Origin of the sequence: Candidatus Enterovibrio escicola, from assembly GCF_002464935.1 — a bacterium.
In the GTDB taxonomy this organism is placed as follows: Bacteria; Pseudomonadota; Gammaproteobacteria; order Enterobacterales; family Vibrionaceae; genus Enterovibrio; species Enterovibrio escicola.
Genome location: NZ_NBYY01000009.1, coordinates 316,094 through 341,434, shown reverse-complemented (window position 1 = coordinate 341,434; position 25,341 = coordinate 316,094). Strand labels below are relative to the sequence as shown.

The 25,341-nt window shown below is 40.3% G+C and carries 20 protein-coding genes and 5 pseudogenes; 17 read left to right on the top strand and 8 right to left on the bottom strand.

Translation table 11 applies throughout. The features are described 5' to 3' along the window. Positions 1 to 1,180: 1,180 nt before the first annotated feature. The 12 genes and pseudogenes from rpoE to BTN49_RS20200 all read left to right on the top strand — a co-directional run bounded on the left by rpoE (position 1,181) and on the right by BTN49_RS20200 (position 11,276). Positions 1,181 to 1,759, top strand: a complete 579-nt coding sequence (gene rpoE, locus BTN49_RS03195; protein WP_097355971.1) for an RNA polymerase sigma factor RpoE — start codon at positions 1,181 to 1,183, stop codon at positions 1,757 to 1,759. 30 nt (positions 1,760 to 1,789) lie between these two features. After that, positions 1,790 to 2,416, top strand: coding sequence for an RseA family anti-sigma factor (locus tag BTN49_RS03190; RefSeq protein ID WP_097355970.1), 627 nt, complete (start codon positions 1,790 to 1,792; stop codon positions 2,414 to 2,416). Next, positions 2,416 to 3,402, top strand: coding sequence for a sigma-E factor regulatory protein RseB (gene rseB, locus BTN49_RS03185; protein WP_097355969.1), 987 nt, complete (start codon positions 2,416 to 2,418; stop codon positions 3,400 to 3,402). Before BTN49_RS03190 ends, rseB begins: the two co-directional genes overlap by 1 nt. Then, positions 3,402 to 3,890, top strand: coding sequence for a SoxR reducing system RseC family protein (locus BTN49_RS03180; protein WP_097355968.1), 489 nt, complete (start codon positions 3,402 to 3,404; stop codon positions 3,888 to 3,890). Before rseB ends, BTN49_RS03180 begins: the two co-directional genes overlap by 1 nt. A 76-nt stretch (positions 3,891 to 3,966) precedes the next feature. Continuing rightward, on the top strand, positions 3,967 to 5,769 hold the full coding sequence (gene lepA / locus BTN49_RS03175; protein ID WP_097355967.1) for a translation elongation factor 4: 1,803 nt from the start codon (positions 3,967 to 3,969) through the stop codon (positions 5,767 to 5,769). A 31-nt stretch (positions 5,770 to 5,800) separates the two neighbouring features. Beyond that, positions 5,801 to 6,688 carry a signal peptidase I gene (gene lepB, locus BTN49_RS03170; protein ID WP_097355966.1) on the top strand — a complete coding sequence of 296 codons (888 nt, stop codon included), beginning with the start codon at positions 5,801 to 5,803 and terminating at the stop codon, positions 6,686 to 6,688. 11 nt (positions 6,689 to 6,699) lie between these two features. Then, positions 6,700 to 7,374, top strand: a complete 675-nt coding sequence (gene rnc / locus BTN49_RS03165; protein WP_097355965.1) for a ribonuclease III — start codon at positions 6,700 to 6,702, stop codon at positions 7,372 to 7,374. Continuing rightward, on the top strand, positions 7,371 to 8,285 hold the full coding sequence (gene era, locus BTN49_RS03160; RefSeq protein WP_097355964.1) for a GTPase Era: 915 nt from the start codon (positions 7,371 to 7,373) through the stop codon (positions 8,283 to 8,285). Before rnc ends, era begins: the two co-directional genes overlap by 4 nt. Positions 8,286 to 8,514: 229 nt before the next feature. Further along, positions 8,515 to 8,652 carry a hypothetical protein gene (locus tag BTN49_RS17185; protein WP_223823844.1) on the top strand — a complete coding sequence of 46 codons (138 nt, stop codon included), beginning with the start codon at positions 8,515 to 8,517 and terminating at the stop codon, positions 8,650 to 8,652. A 391-nt stretch (positions 8,653 to 9,043) separates the two neighbouring features. Continuing rightward, entirely contained in the window at positions 9,044 to 9,778 is a 735-nt protein-coding gene (pdxJ, locus tag BTN49_RS03150; RefSeq protein WP_097355963.1) for a pyridoxine 5'-phosphate synthase, read from the top strand. After that, a pseudogene (gene acpS, locus BTN49_RS03145) lies at positions 9,775 to 10,148 on the top strand (holo-ACP synthase). The gene pdxJ and the pseudogene acpS overlap by 4 nt, the downstream one beginning before the upstream one ends. Positions 10,149 to 11,096: 948 nt before the next feature. After that, a complete protein-coding gene (locus BTN49_RS20200; protein ID WP_146679081.1) occupies positions 11,097 to 11,276 on the top strand; it encodes a transposase in 180 nt (59 codons plus the stop codon). 151 nt (positions 11,277 to 11,427) lie between these two features. On the opposite strand, the pseudogene BTN49_RS03140 reads toward BTN49_RS20200, so the two are convergent. After that, positions 11,428 to 12,310, bottom strand: a pseudogene (locus tag BTN49_RS03140) (IS982 family transposase). A 188-nt stretch (positions 12,311 to 12,498) separates the two neighbouring features. Between BTN49_RS03140 and BTN49_RS03135 the strand changes: the two are divergent. After that, positions 12,499 to 12,774 carry a transposase gene (locus BTN49_RS03135; protein WP_199399304.1) on the top strand — a complete coding sequence of 92 codons (276 nt, stop codon included), beginning with the start codon at positions 12,499 to 12,501 and terminating at the stop codon, positions 12,772 to 12,774. Positions 12,775 to 12,868: 94 nt separating this feature from the next. Here the strand turns inward: BTN49_RS03135 and BTN49_RS17180 are convergent. The 4 genes and pseudogenes from BTN49_RS17180 to epd form a co-directional block, all read right to left on the bottom strand. Next, positions 12,869 to 13,464, bottom strand: a pseudogene (locus tag BTN49_RS17180) (transposase); the annotation flags it as partial. A 243-nt stretch (positions 13,465 to 13,707) separates the two neighbouring features. Further along, the gene (gene fbaA / locus BTN49_RS03125) at positions 13,708 to 14,784 is read right to left on the bottom strand and encodes a class II fructose-bisphosphate aldolase (RefSeq protein ID WP_097355961.1); all 1,077 of its coding nucleotides are present in this window, start codon (positions 14,782 to 14,784) and stop codon (positions 13,708 to 13,710) included. Positions 14,785 to 14,991: 207 nt separating this feature from the next. After that, positions 14,992 to 16,155, bottom strand: a complete 1,164-nt coding sequence (locus BTN49_RS03120) for a phosphoglycerate kinase (RefSeq protein WP_097355960.1) — start codon at positions 16,153 to 16,155, stop codon at positions 14,992 to 14,994. Between the two features lie 29 nt (positions 16,156 to 16,184). Then, positions 16,185 to 17,228 (bottom strand): erythrose-4-phosphate dehydrogenase, encoded by a 1,044-nt coding sequence (gene epd / locus BTN49_RS03115; RefSeq protein WP_097355959.1) that lies wholly within the window; start codon positions 17,226 to 17,228, stop codon positions 16,185 to 16,187. A 370-nt stretch (positions 17,229 to 17,598) separates the two neighbouring features. On the opposite strand from epd, the pseudogene BTN49_RS17175 reads away from it, so the two are divergent. Continuing rightward, positions 17,599 to 18,192: pseudogene (locus BTN49_RS17175) on the top strand (IS256 family transposase); the annotation flags it as partial. 599 nt (positions 18,193 to 18,791) lie between these two features. Here the strand turns inward: BTN49_RS17175 and BTN49_RS03105 are convergent. Together BTN49_RS03105 and BTN49_RS03100 are read right to left on the bottom strand one after the other, a co-directional pair. Further along, positions 18,792 to 19,055, bottom strand: coding sequence for a hypothetical protein (locus BTN49_RS03105; RefSeq protein ID WP_241896424.1), 264 nt, complete (start codon positions 19,053 to 19,055; stop codon positions 18,792 to 18,794). A 40-nt stretch (positions 19,056 to 19,095) separates the two neighbouring features. Then, complete coding sequence (locus BTN49_RS03100; RefSeq protein ID WP_097355956.1) at positions 19,096 to 19,335, bottom strand: hypothetical protein; 240 nt, start codon at positions 19,333 to 19,335, stop codon at positions 19,096 to 19,098. Between the two features lie 559 nt (positions 19,336 to 19,894). On the opposite strand from BTN49_RS03100, the gene BTN49_RS03095 reads away from it, so the two are divergent. Both BTN49_RS03095 and BTN49_RS03090 read left to right on the top strand, forming a co-directional pair. Next, positions 19,895 to 22,087: a methyl-accepting chemotaxis protein gene (locus tag BTN49_RS03095; RefSeq protein ID WP_241896423.1), complete on the top strand. Its 2,193-nt coding sequence runs from the start codon at positions 19,895 to 19,897 to the stop codon at positions 22,085 to 22,087. Positions 22,088 to 22,885: 798 nt separating this feature from the next. Then, complete coding sequence (locus BTN49_RS03090) at positions 22,886 to 23,716, top strand: CPBP family intramembrane glutamic endopeptidase (protein ID WP_097355954.1); 831 nt, start codon at positions 22,886 to 22,888, stop codon at positions 23,714 to 23,716. 23 nt (positions 23,717 to 23,739) lie between these two features. Here the strand turns inward: BTN49_RS03090 and BTN49_RS20195 are convergent. After that, a pseudogene (locus tag BTN49_RS20195) lies at positions 23,740 to 24,417 on the bottom strand (transposase). 618 nt (positions 24,418 to 25,035) lie between these two features. On the opposite strand from BTN49_RS20195, the gene BTN49_RS13765 reads away from it, so the two are divergent. Then, the gene (locus BTN49_RS13765) at positions 25,036 to 25,185 is read left to right on the top strand and encodes a hypothetical protein (protein ID WP_158523587.1); all 150 of its coding nucleotides are present in this window, start codon (positions 25,036 to 25,038) and stop codon (positions 25,183 to 25,185) included. The last annotated feature ends 156 nt before the right edge of the window (positions 25,186 to 25,341 follow it).

The window sequence follows — 25,341 nt, the reverse complement described above, 5'->3', positions numbered from 1 at the left end:
GATGTCATTAGCGATGTAGTGTCATCAGTGATTCGCAAGCAATCCTATCTCGACGTGTTTAATCTCACAAAGACCTAGTCAAGCCACCTTTGGTGAACGCTGACAGAAGATGATGTCGGAAGGAAAGTGTCGCCCAGAAAAATTGAGAGTCAGAATGCTAAAGATAATGAATGCTGATAAGATCATAACTTAGTATTCTAGTTTGTGAAAGAACTTGAATGGTGGCTGTTTGGTGGGAACTTTTTATTACCTGCAAACGCACACACTGTGCTGTGTTCATTCTTTCAATAACTCTTTGTTTTAGGCATGAGCGTTTATGGTAGTTTCAAGGCGTTAAAAAATACCAAAAACAGACATTAAACCGAAAGGTCCTGAATTTAAATAAAAACTGCGACAATTAAGGTTTATCCTAGGAAAAGAAAGCAATTACCGAAAGAGGTACGCTCTCTTCTTACAAGGAGACCAACAGATCAAAAAACTTTCGTTCATTTGTTGCTCGAAAACGATTGGAGTTCCGAGCAGATATCGCCCGTACCAACTAATGTAGGAACGCCCGTCAGCCATGAGGAGATTTATTGTTTTGTCGAAGTCTATAAACGGTTAGGAGGTAAGCGTTATCGTAATTCAAGGCAGGGACAGAAATGATATCGGAAAGGTCTCCAAAAAAAGGTGCAACCATTTAAAATGAGGTCTTCATGAATGAGTGGTCATCGTTGTAGATAGTCGGGAATAATTTGTAATTGGGAAATTGATACAGTTTTAGGTAAAAATGGTATTGGTGATATCGTGATGCTATCAGAATGTAAAGATCGTTTTTAAAACTAAAAAGGGGCATCGAAATCGGCAACTGATATCACCGTAGTGATAATTGATTTACTTTGTCCATCCTTAACTCATTCATTGGAATGAGTAGAAAATAAAAATGCTAATGGGCTTTTGAGACAGTACGTAAAGAAAGGGACAGACTTAAAAAGGATTAAGAATGAAGATATTACCTTTGCTCAAGCAAGGATTAATCATTGGTTTAAGAAATATTTAGGCGTTAAGCACCCTGCCGTTATTTTTAAAGAAATGGCATTAGCAGCTTGATTGGAAAGTATCACACTTCAGACTTAAATTTAGGGCTAAGTGTTGGGGTGGTCTATGTATTGGTACCAATAATCAAGGAGAAGATGCTCGAATGAGCGAGCAGTTTACTGATCAAGCGCTAATCTTACGTGTAAGAAACGGAGATAAGCAGGCGTTTAATTTTTTGGTCATCAAATATCAAAGTAAGGTATGTAGCCTTATTTCACGCTATGTAAATAATAGTGGAGATGTACCAGATGTTGCTCAAGAGGCCTTTATTAAAGCATATCGTTCTTTGCCGAGTTTTCGTGGAGAAAGTGCTTTTTATACGTGGTTATATCGTATTGCAGTCAATACAGCAAAGAATTATTTGGTTGCTCAGAGTCGACGCCCACCATCCAGTGATATTAATGCCGAAGAGGCTGAAAACTACGAAAATGGTGGTGCATTAAAAGAAATATCGAACCCTGAGAATCTTATGCTGTCAGAGCAACTAAAGCAGGTCGTTTTTAGCACTATAGATGGATTGCCCGACGATCTGAAAACAGCAATTACTCTGCGTGAAATCGATGGTTTAAGCTACGAAGATATTGCGGTAGTGATGGACTGTCCGGTAGGAACAGTGCGTTCACGTATTTTTCGAGCTAGGGAAGCGGTAGATAAATGTGTTCGTCCGATAGTGAACCACTAACAGAATGACCTGTTTATAACGGTGAAATAAATGGCTGGAAAAAAGAACCTCTCTGCATTATTTGATGGTGATATTACAGTTCTCAGTCCGATTGAAGAGCTAGGAAACGATGTGTCTGCGCAAGAGGCATGGAAAAGCTTTAGCATTACACGAGATGTGATGCGGGGAGATATGCCTAAAGACATGAACTGGAATATTTCCTACGATGTGGCTGTGGCGTTAGAAAAAGAACAAACATACAGTATGCAACAGGTTGAGGGTTTGACGTTCATTCAAGTACCTAAAACGATACAAAATATTGCACGTCATGGCATCCAATTTTGGCTCGAACAACTAACCAAGATCAGTATGGCTGCAACGATATCTTTAGCTGTGATTATTTGTGTGCAGAAATACAATGCTGATACTGTCACTGATTCTATGCTGGAGGGAATACAACCCCCCGTGTTGTTAACAATCCCTCTTTCCAGTTCCGCTGAACCAGTAAGTTTGAGTAGAGAATCGCAGCAAAGCCCGTTCAGTGAAGAGCAAGCAAGGGGACAACGTCGTCGTATCAACGCGATATTCCAAGACTACGAGTTTCGGCTCCGTTTGAATACTGATAAAATAGTAGAAAAAGACGATTTACTAACATTAACAGTGGGAACACAAGATTGATGAAACTCATCTTGATCGGTTTTGTTGCACTGATCAGCCTAGTTACACATGCCACGGTAGAAAATAACCCCGCTGAAGTATTATTGCGTCAAATGAATCATGCTATTGTTCACCTAAACTACGAGTTATCTTATATATTAGTTAGAAAAAATAGTATCGAACCTCTTCGCTATCGTCATGCCTTAGTTGATGGCAAGTCTTTCGGACACATTGCCTATCTTAGTGGACCACTTCGTGAAGTTATCCGTCGTGGTGATGAAGTAAGTTATTTTGAGCCGAATATAGACCCGTTTATGGTTGCACACACCCAAATGGTGGCACCTTTACCAGCTATTATGCAAACTAATATTGATCGTCTTGCGATGTTGTATGATTTTGTACCGTTGGGGAGTGCTCGAGAGACTGGTGTTCCGTGTGATATCGTGCGAGTATCACCCAAAGACGGAGAACGTTACTCTTATTTGCTTTGGATTAACCAACAAAACTATTTACTCTTGCGGGCTGATATACTAGATCGTGATGGTGACCCAATAGAACAGTATCGCGTGTTATCCCTGATTGTTTCGTCACAGATAAGCAAAGCTATGAGCCAGCTCGCAAGTTTTGAATTACCGCAAGTAGTATATTTACCGAAACAATCGAAGACAGACCTACAGTGGCAAGTCACGGTGCTACCGAACGGATTCGAGCCTATCTATAGTAATCGTGGGCTAATTACCGAACGTACGGTGGAAAGCCAGATGTTTAGCGACGGCTTATTCAGATTCTCTGTTTACTTTGCTGAAGCCGATGAACTTTCTGTACGTGAGCACTTGGTTCGCAAAGGAAGCATAATATTGCATAGTCACGTTGAGGGAAATGCAGAAATTATGGTGGTCGGAGATATTCCACCAAGAACTGCAAAGAAAGTTGCGGAATCTGTCCGCTTTAATCCTCTCGTCATAACACCGAAAATAAATATGGCGAATGATGAGGTACAGAACTAATGATGACTACATTGGCCGAAGTCACAGGCAGTGGCGAAGGTTACATTACGGTGATTTGTCATCAAAAACCTAATTGTGAAGATTGTCTATCGGTAAATCACTGCGGTATTGTTGGTCAAAAGTTTCTTGAAAAAGTACTGGATATCCGTGTTTTGGCATTGACACCTGTACGTGCAGGAAGCCTAGTCGAAATCGGCTTTGAAGAACAAACCATATTGAAATCTATAATGATTGTTTATATTGTGCCATTGCTGTTTATGATAGCAGGGGCATTTTTTGGACAGTATTTAACGACAAGGGTAGCTGGAGGTGAGGGCACCGTTATCCTATCTTCACTATTGGCCAGTGGCGTGGGAGTGGCTATCGCCCGTCATTTTTTTCGTAGATTGGAACAAAAGGTGGAAGTGACTCCAACCCTTATTCGTGTCTTTGATATACCTCTCGCAGAGTCTTTTTTAATAAATTCCGTAACGGAGGATAGCGAGTAGCTGTTAATTTCGGTAGAATCTCGCCACTTGATCTATTTATCCTCCTATTTTTACAGACGAGTTAATCACGCCACCTATGAAGCACATTCGTAACTTTTCGGTTATTGCTCACATTGACCACGGTAAGTCGACACTAGCAGATCGATTAATCCAGATTTGTGGGGGTCTCTCAGACCGTGAAATGGAAGAACAAGTCTTGGATTCTATGGACCTAGAACGTGAGCGTGGTATTACTATCAAAGCACAAAGTGTGACGCTGAATTACACCGCAGATGACGGGGATACTTATCAGCTGAACTTCATTGATACCCCAGGACACGTTGATTTCTCTTATGAAGTTTCACGTTCTCTGGCAGCGGGTGAAGGTGCTTTACTTGTTGTTGATGCGTGTCAAGGTGTAGAAGCCCAAACACTGGCTAATTGTTACATGGCCATTGAGATGAACCTTGAAGTGGTGGCAGTCTTGAATAAAATCGACTTGACAGCAGCTGATCCTGATCGGGTAACCGAAGAAATTGAAAACATTGTTGGTATTGATGCGTCTGACGCTACCCGATGTTCAGCGAAGACTGGTTTTGGCATCCATTCGCTTTTGGAAGACATAGTTAAAAGGATCCCTGCACCAGACGGAAATCCTGACTTTCCATTGCAGGCACTGATCATCGATTCTTGGTTTGATAACTATTTAGGAGTTGTGTCTTTGGTCCGCGTCAAACATGGTTTGCTGAACAAAGGTGACAAGATAAAAGTCATGAGCACAGGTCAGTCGTGGGGGGTAGAGCGTGTCGGTATATTTACTCCAAAACAAACTGACACCCAAGGTTTGTGTACCGGTGAGGTAGGTTGGGTTGCTTGTGGAATAAAAGACATTCTGGGTGCACCAGTTGGTGATACACTGACTCAATCGAAAAATGGTGCAGAATCTGCGTTACCCGGTTTTAAGAAAGTAAAACCGCAAGTATATGCAGGTCTTTTTCCTGTGTCTTCTGACGATTATGAGAGCTTTCGTGACGCATTGGGAAAATTAAGCCTGAATGACGCATCGTTATTCTACGAGCCAGAAGGCTCTGCAGCATTGGGCCTTGGTTTCCGTTGTGGTTTTCTTGGAATGCTTCATATGGAAATCATTCAAGAGCGTCTGGAGCGTGAATATGATTTAGATCTGATTACTACAGTGCCAACCGTAGTGTATGAAGTCACCAAAACAAATGGTGATATCGTCTATGTTGATAGCCCAGCGAAATTGCCAAGTGTGCACGATATCGACGTGTTAGGAGAGCCAATAGCCCGCTGTTACATTCTGGTACCGTTAGAATATTTAGGTAATGTCATCACGCTGTGCCACGAAAAACGTGGTATACAAATAGACATGGTTTATCATGAAAAACAAGTGGCGTTGACCTATGATATACCAATGGTAGAAGTGGTATTAGATTTCTTCGATCGGTTGAAATCAACGTCACGTGGCTATGCGTCTCTTGATTATAATTTCCAACGATATGAACTGTCGAACATGGTTCGTGTTGATGTCTTGTTAAATGGGGAAAACGTTGATGCACTGGCCATCATCACCCATAAAAGTTATGCACAAAACCGTGGCCGTAATCTGGTTGTGAAAATGAAAGAATTAATCCCCCGCCAGCAGTTCGATATTTCTATTCAGGCTGCGATAGGTACCCATATTGTTGCGCGTTCAACGGTAAAACAACTGCGTAAAAATGTAACTGCGAAATGTTACGGTGGTGATATTAGCCGTAAGAAGAAACTGTTGCAGAAGCAGAAAGAGGGTAAAAAACGCATGAAGCGTATCGGTAATGTTGAACTGCCACAAGAAGCGTTTTTGGCAATTTTGAACGTAGGCGTCGGCAAAGACAAATAATGAAAAGTGTTATTACAGTTAGGAAAACACAATGGCAAATACTTTTGCACTGATTTTGGTACTCGTCACCCTGTTTACGGGGATTATTTGGATATTAGATAAATTAAGGTGGGGATCGAATCGGCGTCTTCAATCGGCGCAGGAAAACTGTGAGGTGAGTGGAGCACAGGGCGAGGTAGTCTCACCTCAGCCTAGATGGATTGAAAGTACCGCGTCTGTGTTTCCTGTAATTGCGCTTGTTTTGGTTCTTAGATCGTTTATTTATGAGCCCTTCCAAATCCCTTCTGGTTCGATGATGCCAACTTTGCTTGTTGGTGACTTCATTCTAGTAGATAAGTTTTCCTATGGTCTGAAAGATCCTGTTTTCCGTCATAAATTGGTTGAAATGAGTAAGCCGGAGCGTGGAGATCTGGTGGTATTTAAATATCCACCACAGCCAAATATCGATTATATTAAGCGTGTAGTCGGCATTCCTGGGGATACTGTTAAATACAGTGAGGGAAAACGTCTTTGTATTCAAAAGCAAGGTGAATCTAGCTGTGATTTGGTTCCCGTGGATTATATTCACCCAAGTTTATTCACACAGCGTGGTGTGAACCTTACCCAAGTTCAAGAGTACTTGGGTAAAGAGGCACACCAAATTTTGATAAATTCATATATGCCAAATCAAACAGAACAGTACTATATGACACAGGGATTAGGTGAATGGCTTGTACCGGATAGACAGTATTTTGTGATGGGTGATAACCGAGACAATAGTAAAGACAGTCGTTTTTGGGGTTTTGTACCTGAAACGCATCTAGTGGGAAAAGCAGTAGGTATTTGGATCAGTTTTGAATTTAATGAACAGGCCGATGGTTTCTTGCCATCTTGGGTACCTGTCGGGGTGCGGTTTAACCGCATCGGTGGCATTAATTAACTTGGAACAACATGATAACACCATTGAATAAATTACAACGTCGTATCAGCTACGAATTTAGCGATATTACATTACTTAGTCTCTCATTGACCCACTGCAGCGCAAGTGATATCCACAATGAACGTTTAGAATTCTTAGGGGATTCTATTTTGAGTTTTGTTGTTGCTGATGAACTTTACCACCGTTTTAGGAACCTTGATGAAGGTGACATGAGTCGCATGCGTGCAACTCTCGTGCGAGGTAATACTCTGGCTGAATTCGGTAGAGAGTTTGAACTGGGTAATGTATTACAGCTGGGGCCTGGTGAGTTAAAAAGTGGTGGTTTACGCCGAGATTCAATTCTAGCCAATGCTGTTGAAGCTATAATCGGTGCTGTTTATCTTGACAGTAATTTAGAAATGGTTCGTGGAATTGTATTGGGCTGGTATAAATTCCGACTAGATACTATTTTACCAGGTGTGAATCAGAAAGATCCAAAAACTCGGTTACAAGAATACTTACAGGGACAGCGTAAACAATTACCTGCCTATAATATTACTAAGGTACAAGGCGAGGCACACAATCAACAGTTTACAGTTGAGTGTGAAGTTATAGGTTTGGATCAATCTGTGGTAGGAAAAGGCAGTAGTCGTCGCAAGGCTGAGCAAGAGGCTGCCGAAATGGCATTAGAGAAGCTGGATTTATGACAGATACGTCACAAATTCACTACTGTGGTTTTATATCCATTGTAGGTCGCCCTAATGTTGGAAAGTCAACACTTCTTAATCGCTTACTTGGTCAAAAGTTATCAATTACCTCGAGTAAACCTCAAACCACCCGTCATTGTATTATGGGTGTTGATACCCGTGATGGTTATCAAGCTGTATACGTGGATACGCCTGGAATACACATTGAAGAGAAGCAGGCCATCAATCGGCTGATGAACCGAGCTGCATTAAGTTCATTGAATGATGTTGAATTGATTCTTTTTCTTGTATCTGGTACACATTGGACTACAGTCGATGATATGATCCTTAAAAAGCTCATAAAAGCTGATCTACCCACGGTTTTACTTATTAATAAAGTTGATAAGATTAGGGAAAAGGGTGTGTTACTTCCATATCTCCAAGCACTAAGTGAGAAAATGTATTTTGTTGATATAATACCAATTTCAGCAAAAAATAGCATCAACATCGACGTTGTTGAGAAACGGGTTCGTCAGGCATTACCTGAAGGCGAATGGAACTTTCCTAAAGAGTATCTAACTGATCGTTCTCAACGCTTCATGGCGTCTGAAATTATCCTTGAAAAATTGATGCGTTTTACCGGTGATGAGTTGCCATACGCAGTGACGGTAGAAATTGAACGTTTTGACTATAACCAAGATACGGGTGGATTTGAGATTAATGGCTTGATCTTGGTTAATCGCAATAGTCAAAAGAAAATGGTGATTGGTAAAGGTGGTGATAAAATTAAAACTATTGGTCGCGAAGCTCGCTTGGGCATGGAATTATTGTTTGAACGCAAGGTCTACCTCGATCTTTGGGTGAAAGTGAAATCAGGTTGGGCGGATGACGAACGTGCATTGCGTAGTCTTGGTTATATAGACCAGCTTTGAGCAGTTTACATCCAGAATGAGAAAGATCTATTACGAAATGCTTGCGCGCTGTTTTGTTCTGCACTGCACTCACGGCTGTGCAGTGAATAGTAAAACAACTTCATCCTAGAGGTCTTAAGCAAAAATTATGGGTGAATCAGCGTCCTAGCCAAAGGCATTAGTGGTAAACTCTCACCGTTGAAAGGAATTCTTCAACCGTTTATACCTTTGTTAGTGAAATAGACAGGTGATGGTGAAATGTACACTTATGTGTCATGCTGAAGCTATTGGCCTTGCTATCCAGATCTCTGGTAATGCATTATTCTCTAGTTTTTATCTCAATAAGCTATTAATCCCTGTTGTTAAAAAAGAAACTGCCTATTATTAGCTTTTTTAAAGATGTTACCGCATTGACTTAATTAGCCCACCCAGAAAGGTCAGGAGCCTGCATTTCGTCGATTCGAGATCGCACTGCTAGATTTTATTGGTTATGGCATGGATTTTTACAGTGTGCGGGTAGTGGTGAGCCAGTGGACAGGAGCATGACGTATCTCTTTTGAGGTTAAAATGGGATTTTAGCCTTGTTCTCGTTAATGAAGGGCAACACTCTAGTTTTTACCGATGGAGATCTCGTAGCACTGTTGATGAAACAATTCAAGACAGTTGAGCCATTTAAAATGGCTAAGAGGTATAAATGTCTATCTCTCAGGCTCGTATCTTGGCTCTAAATCTATAAAGAGCTGTGAGTTATTCTTACTAAGAACAAGGGCATTTATGCAATGAATAGCATTTATCTTGGTGTCAATATTGATCATGTAGCGACCCTCCGAAACTTGCGTGGTACTATATATCCTGATCCTGTTCAGGCTGTAAAAATCGTGGAGTGTGCTGGTGCGGATGGTATCACGATACACCTTCGTGAAGATCGTCGTCATATCAAGGATCGTGATGTATATGTATTGAAAGATATTTTACAAACTCGCATGAACCTAGAAATAGCTGCAACCGATGAGATGATTAATATCGCACTTGATGTGAGACCTGATTATGTATGTTTTGTTCCAGAAAAACGTGAAGAGTTGACCACCGAAGGTGGCTTGGATGTGGTTTCCCAGCTAGATAAAATAAAAATGGCGACCAAAACACTAATGGATGCAGGCATTAAAGTTTCGTTATTTATTGATGCAGGGTGTGTACAAATTAATGCAGCGAAAGCTTGTGGTGCGCCATACATTGAATTGCATACTGGACAATATGCTGATGCAAAAACCGACGTAGAGAGGAAAGAGGAGCTAAAGAAAATCATGGAAGCGGCTAGCTATGCAAACGGTCTGGATATCAAGGTAAACGCAGGCCATGGTTTGAGTTATCATAATGTGACTTCAATTGCGGCAATTCCAGAAATTTATGAATTGAACATCGGACATGCTATCGTGTGTCGCGCGTTGTTTGATGGTCTATCAAAAGCAGTTTTAGATATGAAAGCCATCATGCAAGAGGCGCGTAATCAATAGTGGTTGTTGGTTTAGGCACTGACATTGTTGAAATCGCACGCATGGAAAAAATTATCATTCGTATGCAAAATACGTTCGCGAAGCGCGTTTTAACTGTGCTCGAATTGCACAAATATGCAAGTTCAAAATTTCCAGCGCGCTATCTTGCTAAGTATTTTGCTGTGAAAGAGGCAGCAGCAAAGGCTTTAGGTACGGGTATATCCTGTGGTGTGACCTTCCAAGATTTTGAAGTCATCAATTGGGTAAACCGATGCTTGCTCTTCATGGCATGGCGGAGAAGCTTATTATTGAACGAGGTGTGACCAATGTTATGCTAAGCATCTCAGATGAAAAGTGCTATGCGGTGGCAACTGTATTGTTCCAAAAATAGTGAAAGATTTGATCTATATGAAAATACCCGTAAATATACGTGTGCTTCCATACATTATTGTTATCCTCTCGAATGGTCATTATTGATTACATTAGGTCTATAATGCACTGATCCTAATCTTCTTTATAGTCTTAATTTATCTTCTAGTGAACAGGCATACCGAGTCTTAGAACTTTATTTTTTACCTAGAAATTTACTCCCAGAAACTATATGTAGTGTGGCTTAAGGCATGTCCATTTTTGTGATATATTTAGCACGCTTGAATAGATAAAAGGGAAGAATGAATTTTAAAGATATCAAATTGAAGTTGCTTCGCTTTAAACATATTTTCACTACGAATTGGGTCATATTTGTATCCAGTCATCCCCGCTATGACACCGATTGTTATTATTCAGAAATCGCTAAGATGCTGAAGTGTGGAAGTTCAGAAAATAGCTTCGCTACTTACCCATGCTTGGGTTGAGATCAAGGGCAATATAAAGTTAACTTTAGTTGTAAGGGGAAATCTTGTCCGCAATGTGGAAATCGTTATGCACGGGAGAGTATGATTAAAATAGGCATCCGTTTATTTCCTAGAGTGAGATATCGGTAAGTTACCTTAACATTTCCTGAGAAACTTCGTATTCTTTTCCGTAATTACTCCAATCAGAAGTGTTTGTATTCTGGGTTTATGGCCTTGGCAGTAGCCTTCTTATCAGAGTTGATTCAGGCACACTTTAAGACTGATCAGTGTGAAATTGCCTTCTTTCCTTCAAATTAAGATTGGAAATAGTTCCAGCATTTATCGTTATTTCAGCTACGATTATTTTGGCAAAAATACTTACTGAAGTTAATGGAGATTGAATTTCCGGTGCACCAATATGTGATTAGAACCTTATGGGATAATTATGCTGATGGTTTCTATGCCCATCCTAGTTATAGTCATAAAAATAAAATCCACAGCAAAAGATACCGAGGGTTAAGTTAATACGATACTTAACCAAATATTTATCATCTTTGCCGATAGGTTTATCTAGGATAGTGGGGTATGACGGTCCTCAAATCAAGTATTACTATCAATCATATAAAACGAAGTTGAAAATGTATGAAACAGTGGATGCTCAGGTATTTGCAGCTAGGCTAGTTTAGTACATTTCTCCTAAAGGACTTCAATGAGTGAGATATTATGACCTTCAAGCGACAGAGATTTTATAAGAAGTGGTATAAAGTGATAGCGAGGGTAGTAGGAGACTTGGTGGATGTAATGATGAGCTACACCAAACGTATTAGCTATGTAACCTCAGATCTGCATGATCGCTTGCTTATCAAACTGAGTCATCTTGATATTCGGCTTCTTTGGTTGAAATGAATACGCGATAAGCCCCGCCAGCAACTTGACCATAAAGCTGATACAACTACCGTGCCGATAATACTCGATTTGGGATATGTTTTTTAGTTGGTCAAAAACAGTTTCGATAATAAATCGTTTCAGGAGCATCAAGCGGTTCCAAAGTTTCATCACTTTGGGTTTTATATTTTTTTACACCCGTTATCAGTGTCACTCCCTTGTCTGCAAGTTCCCGCTTAAATGGACCAGAGATATAACCTTTATCTCCGTATAAACACCCTCAAATCTCCTCAACCATTTCAGACACAGCCTTTCTATCAGCCACATTAGCCGTCGTCACTTTGATCGAGATAATGCCACCTTGGTCATTGATACTAAGGTGTAATTTGAAATCGCAGAACGACCCTATCGTTCCTTTTTCTCGCTTCGCGATGCCTTTAAAAACCTAATGTCTGAGAATGCGTAAGTTGTGACAAACCTGTAGCTTGGACGAATCAACGAAGGCAATCCCTGTCGATCTTGCCTGACGGTTAGTGAGGTAAGAGCAAAGCGAAACTAGAACACCTTGCATGAGTTTCAGCATCCTCGTGTAGCTAACTGATTCAGGGAATTAGTTGGTGAGGTAGCGATAAACAAAGTAGATGTAATAGGTTTTGAAGTCTCGATACCCAGATTGATGGAAAGCTATCACTATCGTCATAACTTTGCTAACTAAGAGGCGAGAAGATTTGTTTCTTTATTTGATACCGAAAGAAATTAGGTATTTTTCCCATGCAGGGAGGAAAGTTTGGCAAAAGTCGTCGACATCGCCGAAAACAGCGTTTAAATTATTCATACTCAAGTCCCTATGCAGTCAATAGTTTTTTTCAAACGATCAGATCGCGACTTTAGCATTGAGTTCATTTCTTATTCGCAGCTCAGGTTACTTAGATGAAAGTTAGTTTGCTCAGAGTATGTTGCCCAGAGTATATCTCGAATACATGGTTACTCTAAAAAAGGAAATTGATGCTATGGAGTTCATTATTGGATTCGAAAGGAAGAGTTAACGCCATTGGTGCTATCATAAATCATACGTTTCTAACGTTTAGCTTAGTAATTGGAAACGCCAATTCGGAGGTGTTTTGCGCAGGGATCGAACAAGATTTACTTCCTAAAGTTCCAGAGCAAGCTGTGATTGTTATGGATAATGCGAGCTTTCATAAGCGCGGCTATGCACTGGAAGCAATTAAATCTCGTGGTTGTACTTTCAAGTGGCTTCTTCCTTATAGTCTAGATTTTAACCCAATAAAACATAAATGAGCAGAGGTGAAGTTTATAGTAAGGGAAGAGGGCTGTTCCATTGACGAGATGTTTTATTAGCATGTGGATTATGCCAATTTATTTTTATCTAGCTATATGAGACTAGAGTACTGACTTGCTGTATCTTTCGTTGTGATGGGTTAAGCAATGTAGGTAAAACCTCATTGTCCTCCACAGAAACTAGGCTAACTTCTACAGCTATAATACCATGGGTAGACACATCAACAGCAAGATTAAGTTTTCGCCAGATACGCCACTTTTCCTTACCGTATTTACGTGTTTTCTATTAACCTTCGACGTATACCTTTAGGCTTGTGACATGAGTAACGACGTGTACTACACTCCCACGACTCGGCAAACGGTACTTAATTTCTATGCTCTTCGAACTCATTACTAATGCAGGGGTATATAGGTGATTGAAGCGGGATATTCATCAACGCAAAAACTGAATTTGGAAAGCCTTCTAATCTACGAAGTGGGAGCTTGAAAATACCTTTCACCATCGGTGCCGTTGCAATCTCAGTATCAGAAAATACAGACCCACGGCCATGATGACCGTGATGCTTTAGACAATGCAATACCTTAATGACAGCGACGTCTCTCCAACAAGTGACTGACTCTCAATTTACTAATGCTTGGATTATATTGTTTCCGGTTACTGATCTTGTGCTTGACCTTTTCCTTTTCCATCATCACTCCCGCTTAACTCCATAATGATCTGATCGTATACATTAAGATTAGTTCATATATTTTGGGAAACAACGCCATTCAAACTATTCGACTTGAGAATTGCTTGATAAAGAGAGGTACATAAAGTCGGAGTCATCTGTGTGTTGCACAGTCTCAATTGTATTTCATCCTGTCATTACAATAAAACAACTCATATTATGAGTATGATCCCTATCGCTGTAATAAATCTTTATAAAATCTAAATTACAGTACGTTGATTGCGTTCAGATCAGAAAACGCTTTCTCTAGGCGAGAGACCATAGACTTTTGACCAGCTCGCAGCCATACGCGTGGATCATAATATTTTTTGTTAGGTGCTGTTTCACCAGTTGGGTTACCAATTTGTCCTTGTAAATAATCATGGTGTGTAGCTTCGTATTCACGGATACCGTTCCATGTTGCCCATTGAGTATCGGTATCGATGTTCATCTTGATTACACCGTAGCTGATAGATTCTTGAATTTCTTCTTCAGAAGAACCAGATCCTCCGTGGAATACAAAATTTAAGGCATCAGTTGCAATAACGAACTTTTCTGCACAGAAAGCTTGTGAATCACGCAGGATAGTTGGAGTCAGTACAACGTTACCTGCTTGGTAAACGCCGTGTACATTGCCGAAAGATGCTGCGATGGTGAAACGCGGGCTGATTTCACTTAGTTTTTCGTATGCATATGCAACGTCTTCTGGAGATGTATACAGCTCAGACTGATCCATGTGCGAGTTGTCTGTACCGTCTTCTTCTCCACCAGTACAACCCAGTTCTATTTCCAAGGTCATACCCATCTTTTTCATACGAGTGAGGTAACTAGCACAGATCTCAATGTTTTCTTCCAGAGATTGTTCTGACAGATCGATCATGTGAGAAGAAAACAGTGGTTTACCAGTTTGTGCGAAAAACTCTTCACCGGCGTCTAGTAGACCGTCGATCCATGGCAGTAGTTTCTTCGCTGCATGGTCAGTGTGAAGGATGACTGGGATGCCATATGATTCAGCGATGCCGTGAACATATTTTGCACCTAATACTGCGCCTTTAATTTGAGCTTCCTGATCTTTTAGTTTAAGGAATTTCCCAATAAAGAACCCTGCCCCTCCGTTAGAGAACTGGATAATCACAGGTGCTTTAGCCTTTGCTGCGGCTTCCAAGACTGCGTTAATAGAGTCAGTGTTTACCACGTTTACGGCTGGAATAGCGAATTTATTTTCCTTTGCAATTTTAAATACTTTTTGGACATCGTCACCAGAGATAACACCAAATTTTACAAAATCAAAAACTTTAGACATAATATAAGTCCTATTTACTTTGTAGTCTTGAGTGCAGTCTTATCCAAGATAAAATAATCTCACGAACTTGCTCAAGTAAACAAAAGTTTTGGAACAGCGTCGTATATTGTACCCAAATGTTTCATTGAATACAGTACTTTTTACATTGGGTCATATGTAAGAACATTCATATATACAGAGAACGGGGATACTAATCCTCATTTATCATCATGTCTTAGCACGAGCTTGTAGCATTTCAATTGCTGGAAGTATTTTACCTTGAACAAACTCAAGGAATGCGCCGCCTCCAGTAGAGATGTAAGACATATCTTCTTTGATACCAAATTTATCAATAGCCGCTAGGGTATCACCGCCACCTGCTACTGAAAAACCTTCAGATGTGGCGATGAGTTCTGCAATCCTTTGAGTTCCTGAAGCAAAGTTTTTGAATTCAAATATACCTACTGGACCATTCCAAAGAATAGTTTTTGCATTACTGATAATTTTAGCAATTGTTGCTATTGATTCTGGACCTAAATCGAAAATCATGTCATCATCTTGGACTTCTGAAATGTGCTTTATTTCAGCTTCAGCATTTTCATCAAATACTTTTGCACATGCAACGTCAGTAGCAAGAGGAATCATACACTCTGCCATCAGCTTTGTCGCAGTGTGTATAAAGTTAGGTTCGTATAAAGATTTGCCGACATTGTGCCCTGCGGCTGCAATGAAGGTATTAGCGATACCGCCACCAACAATCAGTTGGTCTGAAATTTTAGATAGGGACTCAAGAACAGTTAGTTTAGTTGATACTTTTGACCCACCAACGATGGCAACCAAGGGACGGGCAGGATTGTCCATTGCTTTAGTAAGTGCTTCTAATTCACCAGATAGTAGTGGACCTGCACATGCAACCGCTGCGTGCATACCAATTCCGTGAGTAGAAGCTTGAGCACGGTGCGCAGTACCGAATGCGTCCATCACGAAGATGTCACATAGTGCTGCGTACTTCTTAGACAGTCCTTCTTCATTCCTTTTTTCTCCTTTATTGAAGCGAACGTTCTCAAGAATGACTAATTCCCCTTCGTTTAGCTCTAGTCCATCTAGATAATCTTTTACCAGTTTAACTTCACATTCCAACGCCTTATTCAAATAGTTAACAACGGGTAGTAAGGAAAACTCGTCTTTGTACTGGCCTTCAGTTGGGCGACCCAAGTGAGAGGCAATCATCACTTTTGCGCCAGCTTCTAAGCATATTTTGATGGTCGGAAGAGATGCTAGGATACGCGCGTCAGAAGTTACTTTTGTGTTTTTTACCGGTACATTTAGATCTGCACGAATAAATACGCGTTTGCCAGCTAGATCTAGATCGATCATTTTAATTATAGACATTGTCGTCCTCTTATCTTAAGTTATATACGTCACAAATTGACTATAATTGTTGTTGATTTACAGGTAACTTTTGCCATAGCCAACGCGGTATCAAGCATCCGGTTAGAAAATCCCCATTCGTTATCGCACCACACTAACAGTTTGACCAAATTGTGGTTGCTCACGCGAGTCTGTGAGCCATCCACAATCGCACTGTGAGGATCATGATTGAAGTCTATAGAGACAAGAGGTACTTCAGTATAGTCTACGATGCCTTTTAAATGACACCGAGCGGCTTCCTCTACTCCTTGATTTATATCAGTAACTTTTACTTTTGTGTTAATTGTGACACTTAGATCCATTGCTGTGACGTTAATTGTGGGTACTCTAACTGAAATTGCTTCAAATTTGTCAGAGAATTTTGGAAATATCCTTCCAATTCCAAGATGGAGTTTAGTGTTTACAGGAATAATTGATTGACTCACAGCACGAGTTCGACGTAAATCTGAGTGATAAGCATCGATGACTTGCTGATCATTCATTGAGGAGTGAATGGTGGTGATAGTACCGGATTCAATACCAAACAGATCATCTAGTACTTTGATGACAGGCACGATACAGTTGGTGGTACAAGATCCGTTAGATACGATGAGATCCGTCACCTTTAAGGTTTTCTCATTCACCCCATAAATAATGGTATTGTCGAGATCGTTACCGCCAGGATGAGAAAAAAGCACTTTTGTTGCACCTGCATCAAGGTGTGCTTGCCCATGCTCTCGGTCACCAAAAACACCAGTACAGTCAAGGACTAGATCGATATCGAGGTCGCGCCACGGAAGCAGATGAATATCAGGAAGGTGAAGAATACGGATACTGGCGTTATCAATAAACATAAACTCTTGGCTATGGCTTACTTTCTTAAAGAAACGCCCATGACTAGAGTCATATTGCAGCAAATGTGCCATTGCCTCAGGTTCCGCTAATTCGTTGACCGCCACCACATCTATCTGATCACACTTACCACTTTCATAAAGTGCTCTAAGCACATTTCGGCCAATTCGGCCGAACCCATTAATTGCGACGCGTAATGCCATGTTTCTGATAATCTATGTTGTTAGAGAAATGCAAACTTTAGTTTATCTCAAGCACATGAATTTCGCACGTTGGATATGACTAACCTCTTAATTATACACTAGTAAGCTAGGCCAAAGATGACCAAGTGCTGGGTCATGTATTCAATAAGTTGATTATGCTTTAAAGGTAATACTCAGATTCAATGAATGTACCGATCATTTTATCGTGCATTTCGGTTAATTTTGATTATTTCTCCTACGTCAGTGAAATGCACAACTATTATATCCTAAACTTCCATCAAATACTCTAAAAAGACATCGTTAGGTAAATGCTACCTCAGACTGGCTCTACCACGTGTGTTGAGGAGATGTTCTATCGAGCTATGGTCGCCTCGGCGACATTAGCGTCAAAGTCCCCAAGGTTCGTGATAGAACAGGGAGCGAGATCCTGTTTAATAGCACACTGGTTCTGCCCTATCTCAAGTTAACTAAAAACATAGAAGAGCTTATCCCTTGGCTCTATCTGCGGGGGATCTCCACGGGCAATATGCAGCCAGCCCTAGAATAGCTCTTAGGTAAGCCAATCAAGGGGTTGTCAACAAACAGTGTTTCTCGACTCAATCAGCAGTAGGAAGCAGAATATGACCAATGGCGTAAGCACGACCTAAGTAAACGGTGGTATGTCTACATTGTAGCCGATGGTATTTACTGCAAAGTTCGGAGGGATGACAAGCTTTGCCTGCTTGTTGTCATTGGCGTCGAGGATGCCGACCGTAAGGAAGTGCTAGATGTTGTCGATGGGTACAGGGAGTCAGAGGTCAGTTGGCTTGAAGTTCTGTCACGGCTAACATACCAAGTTATCAGTATAGCTACTGCCTTCGCCATTGGTGATTTCGGTTTTTGGAATGCAGTGGCAAAGCATTGGCCAATAACGCGTCATCAGCGCTGCTGGGTACACAAAAGGGCCAATGTATTAAGCAAAGTTTAAAAATCTGTTCACCCAAGAATTGGGGAAGCCGAAAAACAACACTGCAATGGCCTGCAAACTGCTGTGAACCGATGAAGTTAAATGGCGTAGCCAGCGAGGCTTTAAATGAACCTCATTTGCGCATAAGAAATAAATTAAATGCCAAAGTTGCGATCTGATCATTTGAAAAAGAACCATTGACTGCATAAGGACTTGGGCATGAATAACTTAGACACTGTTATCGTCGATGTCGACAATTTCTGCCAGACTTTCCTCCCTAGATGGGAAAAGAGCTAATTTCTTCCGGTGTCAAACAAAGAAACAAACCTTCTCATCTCTCCGTTAGCGAAGTGATGATGATAGTGATAGCTTTCCATTAATTTAGGTATCAAAACTTCAAAACCTATGCCATCTACTTTGTTCGCCGCTACCTCACCACCAAATTTCCTAAATTAACCTCAGATATTACTAACGGCGTGAAATTTAGAGATGGCATTCATGAAATAAATATCAATCATCGGGATACTGCTTTGGAAGCTGTATACCAGATTTAATTACAATAGCTCTGTTCTATCTTTGCAATTTTCTTATTACTGACATAGTTGAAGTCAGTTTCTTTAGGTGAAATTTTTTATTAAACCATTGGTATGTTCATTCAACCCCCAATCACTTGACCGATAAGGTTTGGCAAAATAGAAATCAGTGGCGGTGATTTTAGCAATCTCCTCATGACCGGTAAATTCTGTATTGTTGTTTGACGTGAAGGTTCTGAAGACGTAAAAGGTGGGATTCATAATTTCAATAAACGTTTCCACTACAGTATCCGCCTGCTTATTGGTTATCTTATTGCTGGAGCAGAACTGACTGGTTTTATTAACCACGTTAATCATAAAAGATTTGTGCAAAGTCCCGACGACAGCGTCAATGATCGTAATGATCAAACTCGATCTTTTCGTCATAAATATCAGAGTGTTGTTTAATGCCTACACGGGTTTTCGTTTTGATCTTATCATCGATGCTTATCTTAATTTTGTAGGGCTTATCTTTATGGAGAAGATCCTTGTAGAGCGCCCCGACATTATCTCTATTATGCCATATATACTGATAAATAGTGCTTTCATTGAGCACTACATTGTATTTGAGAGCCAGTTCTCCACTCATCACATCGGGTGATGTAGGTGTGCTGAGACATTCATGAATGAATGTCCTAGCTCTTTCTTGAATGCTGCCAAAGCCAGCCTATTCGTAGTGTTTTAGTGGTTTTATTTGGCCTGTTTTAATGTAAGATGATGACAGTACACACCGTAAAGAGTGTTTGTGATATAGCGCTTCATTTTCCAGATGATAGTGGAGTAAATACAGCTAAGTGTTCTAGCAATCTGGCATTGTTTCCAAAATATATGAACTAATCGTAGGAATTACGATTAGTTTAGATATTTTGGAGATCACGTCCCTGAAATCAAGTCTTTTACTTTCATTTTGCCGCATTCGACATCCCAGATAAAAAACACCTATTTTCGCCTGTTTTTTAGTAAAGTTTGCCTACAATTAGAGTGTTATTTTTATAATACGACCAACTTGGGTGGAGCGAAATATCATGAGAATAGCCATAAAGATAAAAACTGCAATAATCTTGACCAGTATTTTCGCTGTCATAGCAACTGCATTTTTGCTCACTGTAACTGCTAGCAAAACATCGAGTAGTGCACTTGAGCAACAGGTGAAAAACCAACTTATTTCCGTTCGAGAAGCAAAAAGATCAGAGATTGAAAGCTACTTTAGCAATATGCAAAAGCAACTAATTAATCTTGCTAATTCGACAATGACTGAAGATGCTATGTCACAGTTTGTTGAAAGTTTTCAATCTATACAGTTTGAAACAAAAGCACTCCCCAACCAAGCACAAGTTCTTAAAGACTATTACGTTGATGCGTTTGGCAAAACTTATATTGAAACTAATACAAGCGATACCGACGCACTTTCCAATTTGGATAAGATTGATTTAACTGGTAAATTGCTTCAGCAAACCTATATTGGTAATAATCCAAATTCTCTAGGTAACAAGCATATTATGGATAAAGGCAGTGATGGTACTACCTATAGCGAAGTCCACGAAGTTTACCATCCAAACTATCGAACATTTCTCGAGTCTTTTGGCTATTACGATATTTTTCTCGTCGATCTAAAAGGAAATGTCGTGTACTCCGTTTTTAAAGAACTAGATTACGCTACTAATCTCGCTATTGGTCCCTATGCACAAAGCGGTCTAGCCGACGCATTCAATGCTTCTGTGAACCTGAGTAAGGGCGAGTACAGTTTCATTGACTTTGCACCCTATTACCCGTCTTATGATAGCCCTGCATCTTTCATCAGTTCCCCCATAGTAAAAAATGGAAAAACCCTAGGTGTTCTTATTTTCCAAATGCCTATCAACAATATTAATGCCATCATGACTTATAATAAAAAATGGCAAGAAGACGGATTGGGAAAGACAGGTGAGTCTTTTCTTGTCGGTCCTGATAAATTAATTCGTTCACAAAGTCGGATGTTGGTTGAACATAAAGAAGCGTACTTAGAGGCTTTACGTGCCGAAGGTTTAGCAGAGTCAGTGGTCTCTCGTATAAGTAAAACAAACTCCTCTGCGGGTCAACAATTAATAACTTCAGACTATATTAGTAAGGCATTGAACGGGTTAAGAAGTTTCTCCACCACCACTAATTATGCAAGTAAGGAAGTTTTATCAGCATTTACACCAATCGATATTTTGGGAAAACAATGGGCATTAGTGTCTGAGATTGAACGTGAAGAAGCACTCCATGAGGTCACAGTTCTCAATAATAAACTGATCAAGGTTGCTGCTATTGTAGGAACGATCCTCGTGATCACTTCAGCTCTTATTGCGTGGATTGTAGCCACCAGTATTAGTCATCCAATTTCCCGTTTGACCTCACGTATAATCCATATTGCTAAAACCCATGATCTCACACTTCGCCTGCATGTTCGAGGGAAAGACGAGTTATCTGAATTGTCTCAATCTATGAATCTAATGCTTGATGATTTCCTCAATGTTATTGAAGGCGCTGATAACACAATTAAAACTCTTAATTCGGCCTCAAATGAGATTCAAAACAACATTAGTACAATGCGAACTGAAATAGATAATCAAGCTACGAACTCCAGTCAAGTGGCCACTGCGGTTACTCAAATGAGTGCATCTGTAAATGAAGTAGCAAGTTTTGCTAAGAATGCTTCAAAATCGTCCGAACATGTCGTTCAGTCGGTCATAGAAAGCACAAGTGTGGGTAATCGTTTGGTGAGTGAGATATCAGCACTGTCAGATAAAATGGGAGAAGCCACAGCATCAATGCAGCAACTATCCACTGAGAGTGCTTCAATCGGCTCAGTTCTTGATGTCATTCAGGGTATCGCTGAACAAACCAACCTGTTGGCGTTGAATGCAGCGATTGAGGCCGCCAGAGCGGGTGAGCAAGGTCGCGGTTTTAGTGTGGTTGCTGATGAGGTCCGTTCATTAGCTATTCGTACACAGACATCGACGGAAGAGATTCGATCTAAAGTCGAGTCACTTCAAGCCGAAACTGGAGCAGCGGTCAACGGTATCAATACTGCGAACCAATTTGTCGCGAGTAGCGTTGAAAACTGCGATAAAAACAATGAAATGTTGGAAGGAATAGCAGGTATGATGCAGGAAATAAACGACATGAATATGCAAATTGCTACTGCAGCCAGTGAACAATCTTCCGTAACAGAGGAAATCACTGAAAACGTTAATAATATTGCACATTCCGCCGAATCTGTGTCAGAAAAGACACACAACACTGATGCAACTGCCAACACGATCAATGAGCAGACACTACAGTTGACCAACCAGATTGGTATGTTTAAAATTGTATAATGGAGTTGGGACTATCAAATAGTCATTAGAAGAAAGAGCGCACGCTTAAACCTACTTTGTTATGCAATTAAGCAGCTAAATTGTTCTGTTAATGGTAGATGATACCTCCGTGTGTTTTCTTGAAGAGGCTCTTATGTTAGCGGACTGATTACCCTCAGGCTTGTATTAGTACTAGTTATTCAAACCTAGTTAACTGTATACTCAAAGGACTTAAAGATGTAGGTTTTAGCAAGCTTTATTGATGTTATGATCAAAGTATTCCTTTGTAGGTATAGTGGTTCCATTAAAAGTAATTGTTAACTAGTTTCCTGTTGACTACCGGAATCAACCATAGAGCATCAGAAAGTGACGACCGATCTTTTGATCGGTTTCAGGCTGTTGAACGATCCCACCCGTTGATTAAATTGGTGGAATGAAGAAGAGAAAGCTATATTACTACAGAGTCACTTGAACTAATATTGATGAAACAAATACTCTGATACAAAAGTTTTGGTGTAAGTGACGTGAGTATTAAAGACGAGTGATCGTCAGTTCATGAAACGCGTCACGCTCCCCCTCATTAAATCCTCCGACAACGGCAGCGAGAAAAAAGCTCTAGGCTCTTAGCTGAAATAAGACAGGCTAAGAGGGGCACTGCAGACTGCTGATCAGGCTGAAAGAGATAGACACGGTTGTTCGATGCTTGATACTACAACTATACGGATCTGACTGACATTTCTAAGGATGCACCTTTAGTATATAGCTACGCCTGCTCAGCTATATCTCCGTACTATCGGAGCAGTATCACTTGAGGTGACTATGGAAGTTATTGGAATATATTTTGTCTGGATATTACTTGCGTTTGGAATCATAGCTGCTTTTTCTAAGCAAAAAAGAATGTCAATCAGCATGGCTGTAATAGGACTCTTAATTGCATTTGTTAATGATCGTCTCTCTGCTGTCGCTCTCCTCAGTGTCTTAGTAGGTTTTGGTGTGGCACATCACACATCAAAACAAAAACCTCCCCTTTGCTACGTCGGATATAGTTTTTTGTTTCTCTGGTCGCTCTCCTTATGGTTTCATCTTATCCCAGGATTTAATAATGTCAGAGTGCTAGATAATGTATTTTCAGGGCCACAAAGTATTCCCTTCAACATGTACCTTGATCTTGACAAGCCAATGATATTCTTCGCGTTATTACTATCGTATCCTGACTTACTCAGTAAAATTCATAAACAAAACCTCCAAGCAATTGTTGCTACAACTATTCCCTTGTTTGCTCTGCTGCCGATTGCATCTACCTTTGGTAAACTAGAACTGGAATTCTCAATACCAAACTGGTGGTGGCTCTTTTTAATCAAAAACCTTCTATTTACATGTGTGGTTGAAGAAGCCTTTTTTAGGGGATTTTTACAACGGTCATTAAGTCAGCGGTTTGGATTGGTTTTTGGTTTGCTCATTGCTAGTACTCTCTTTGGTTTGGCACATTTATCAGGCGGGTTACTTCTGGTCGTTTTTGCTTCACTTGCAGGTCTAGGGTACGGATTGATTTTCCACTTTTCCGGTCGCCTCTGGGCTGCAGTGTTGGTTCACTTTTTCTTCAATTTTTCTCATCTAATTTTCTTTACCTACCCTCTTTCTTCGGGTTAAATTTGCACAGGGTATAAATAACCTCAGATCTGCATAAGCACTTGCTTATCAAACCTAATCATCTGGATGCTCAGCTTTTTTGGCTGAAATGAATATGCGATAAGTCCCGACAGTAAGTTAAGCATAAAATGAATACAACTACGGTGCTAAAATGCTCGATTTGGGATATATTTTTTAGTTGGTCAAAAATGGTTTTAATAATAAATTGTTTCCGGAGCATCAGGCGGTTTAACAGTTTCATCACTTCGGATTTCATATTCTTTTTACACCCGTTATCAGTATCACTCCCTTGTCTGCAAGTTCCTGCTCCAATGGATCAGATATATAACCTTTATCTCTGTATAACCACCCCATAGTTCCTTTTCCTCGCTTCTCGGTACCTTCAAAAACCTGATATCTGAGGTAAGAGCAAAGTGGAACTAAAATACCTTGCATAAGCTTGAACATCCTCGTGTAATTAACTAATTCAGGAAACTCGTTGGTGTAAGTAGCGATAAACAAAATAGATGTAATAGGTTTTGAAGTCTCGATACCCAGATTGATGGAAAGCTATCACTATCGTTATCACTTTGCTAACGTAAGAGGCGAGAAGGCTTGTTTCTTTGTTTGATACCGGAAGAAATTAGGTGTTTTTATCATACAGAGAGGAAAGTCTGGCAGAAGTCGTCAACATCGACGAAAACAGCGTCTAAGTTATTCATGCCCAAGTCCTGATGGAGTCAATAGTTTATTTCAAACGATCAGATCGGGACTTTGGCATTTAGTTCATTTCTTATGCGGAGCTCAGGTTGATTTAATCAACAACGCCTGTTGAAGTCAGGGAAGATGGAATTTATAATATTAATAAATGTCTCCACCACTGTATTCACCTGCTTATTGGGCATTTTTATGATGCAGCAGAGTTTATTAGTTTTATCTACCACGGTAAGCAGGAAAGACTTGTGCCTAGTCTCAGCGACAGTGGTAATTTCGAAATGACCAGACACTGTCTTTTTGTTTGTGATCTTAGGCCGTTTCTTAATGTCAACACGATTCTTTTTTATCGCCTCTTCTCATTTTGATTTTGTAGGGTTTGCTATGGTGGGGAAGATCCTTGTATAGCGCCCCGCCATTACTCTTGTCATTCCATATATACGGTAAATAGTGTTTTTACTGAGTAACACATCGTACTTTAGAACCAGTTCGCCGCCAATTACATCGGGTGACGTATGCGTGCTGAGAGGCTCATGAATGAACGTCTTTCTTTTCTCTGAAATACAACGAAAAGTCAGCGTGTGCTTGGTGTTGGAGCAGGTTTATTTAGCCATCTTCAATGCAAGATGATGAGAGTATACACTGTAAAAATTATCTGGGATATGCACTTTAATTTCTACCTTAAAAGTAGTTTTATTGCTCCGTTGACAGGTATGTTGAAACAAGATGGTATTGAGTTCACCGTCGAGTTGGTAAATTGGCATATCTGTGCTTAGCTTTGAACAGTGCTGTACCCTCGGTATACTAGCGGTACAACCGACACTAAACTACACTTTTTATATGAGCTTGAATGTTATTATTGAGAGACACCTACCTATTACCACAAAATAAGAATACTCACACAATATACTCAAACAACTTAAATATGCTTG

Bases quoted from the DNA above. Each gene is read 5' to 3' on its own strand.
- rpoE (WP_097355971.1), top strand. From the start codon at position 1,181: ATGAGCGAGCAGTTTACTGATCAAGCGCTAATCTTACGTGTAAGAAAC.
- BTN49_RS03190 (WP_097355970.1), top strand. From the start codon at position 1,790: ATGGCTGGAAAAAAGAACCTCTCTGCATTATTTGATGGTGATATTACA.
- rseB (WP_097355969.1), top strand. From the start codon at position 2,416: ATGAAACTCATCTTGATCGGTTTTGTTGCACTGATCAGCCTAGTTACA.
- BTN49_RS03180 (WP_097355968.1), top strand. From the start codon at position 3,402: ATGATGACTACATTGGCCGAAGTCACAGGCAGTGGCGAAGGTTACATT.
- lepA (WP_097355967.1), top strand. From the start codon at position 3,967: ATGAAGCACATTCGTAACTTTTCGGTTATTGCTCACATTGACCACGGT.
- lepB (WP_097355966.1), top strand. From the start codon at position 5,801: ATGGCAAATACTTTTGCACTGATTTTGGTACTCGTCACCCTGTTTACG.
- rnc (WP_097355965.1), top strand. From the start codon at position 6,700: ATGATAACACCATTGAATAAATTACAACGTCGTATCAGCTACGAATTT.
- era (WP_097355964.1), top strand. From the start codon at position 7,371: ATGACAGATACGTCACAAATTCACTACTGTGGTTTTATATCCATTGTA.
- BTN49_RS17185 (WP_223823844.1), top strand. From the start codon at position 8,515: ATGGTGAAATGTACACTTATGTGTCATGCTGAAGCTATTGGCCTTGCT.
- pdxJ (WP_097355963.1), top strand. From the start codon at position 9,044: ATGAATAGCATTTATCTTGGTGTCAATATTGATCATGTAGCGACCCTC.
- fbaA (WP_097355961.1), bottom strand. From the start codon at position 14,784: ATGTCTAAAGTTTTTGATTTTGTAAAATTTGGTGTTATCTCTGGTGAC.
- BTN49_RS03120 (WP_097355960.1), bottom strand. From the start codon at position 16,155: ATGTCTATAATTAAAATGATCGATCTAGATCTAGCTGGCAAACGCGTA.
- epd (WP_097355959.1), bottom strand. From the start codon at position 17,228: ATGGCATTACGCGTCGCAATTAATGGGTTCGGCCGAATTGGCCGAAAT.
- BTN49_RS03100 (WP_097355956.1), bottom strand. From the start codon at position 19,335: ATGAGTGGAGAACTGGCTCTCAAATACAATGTAGTGCTCAATGAAAGC.
- BTN49_RS03090 (WP_097355954.1), top strand. From the start codon at position 22,886: ATGGAAGTTATTGGAATATATTTTGTCTGGATATTACTTGCGTTTGGA.
- BTN49_RS13765 (WP_158523587.1), top strand. From the start codon at position 25,036: ATGATGAGAGTATACACTGTAAAAATTATCTGGGATATGCACTTTAAT.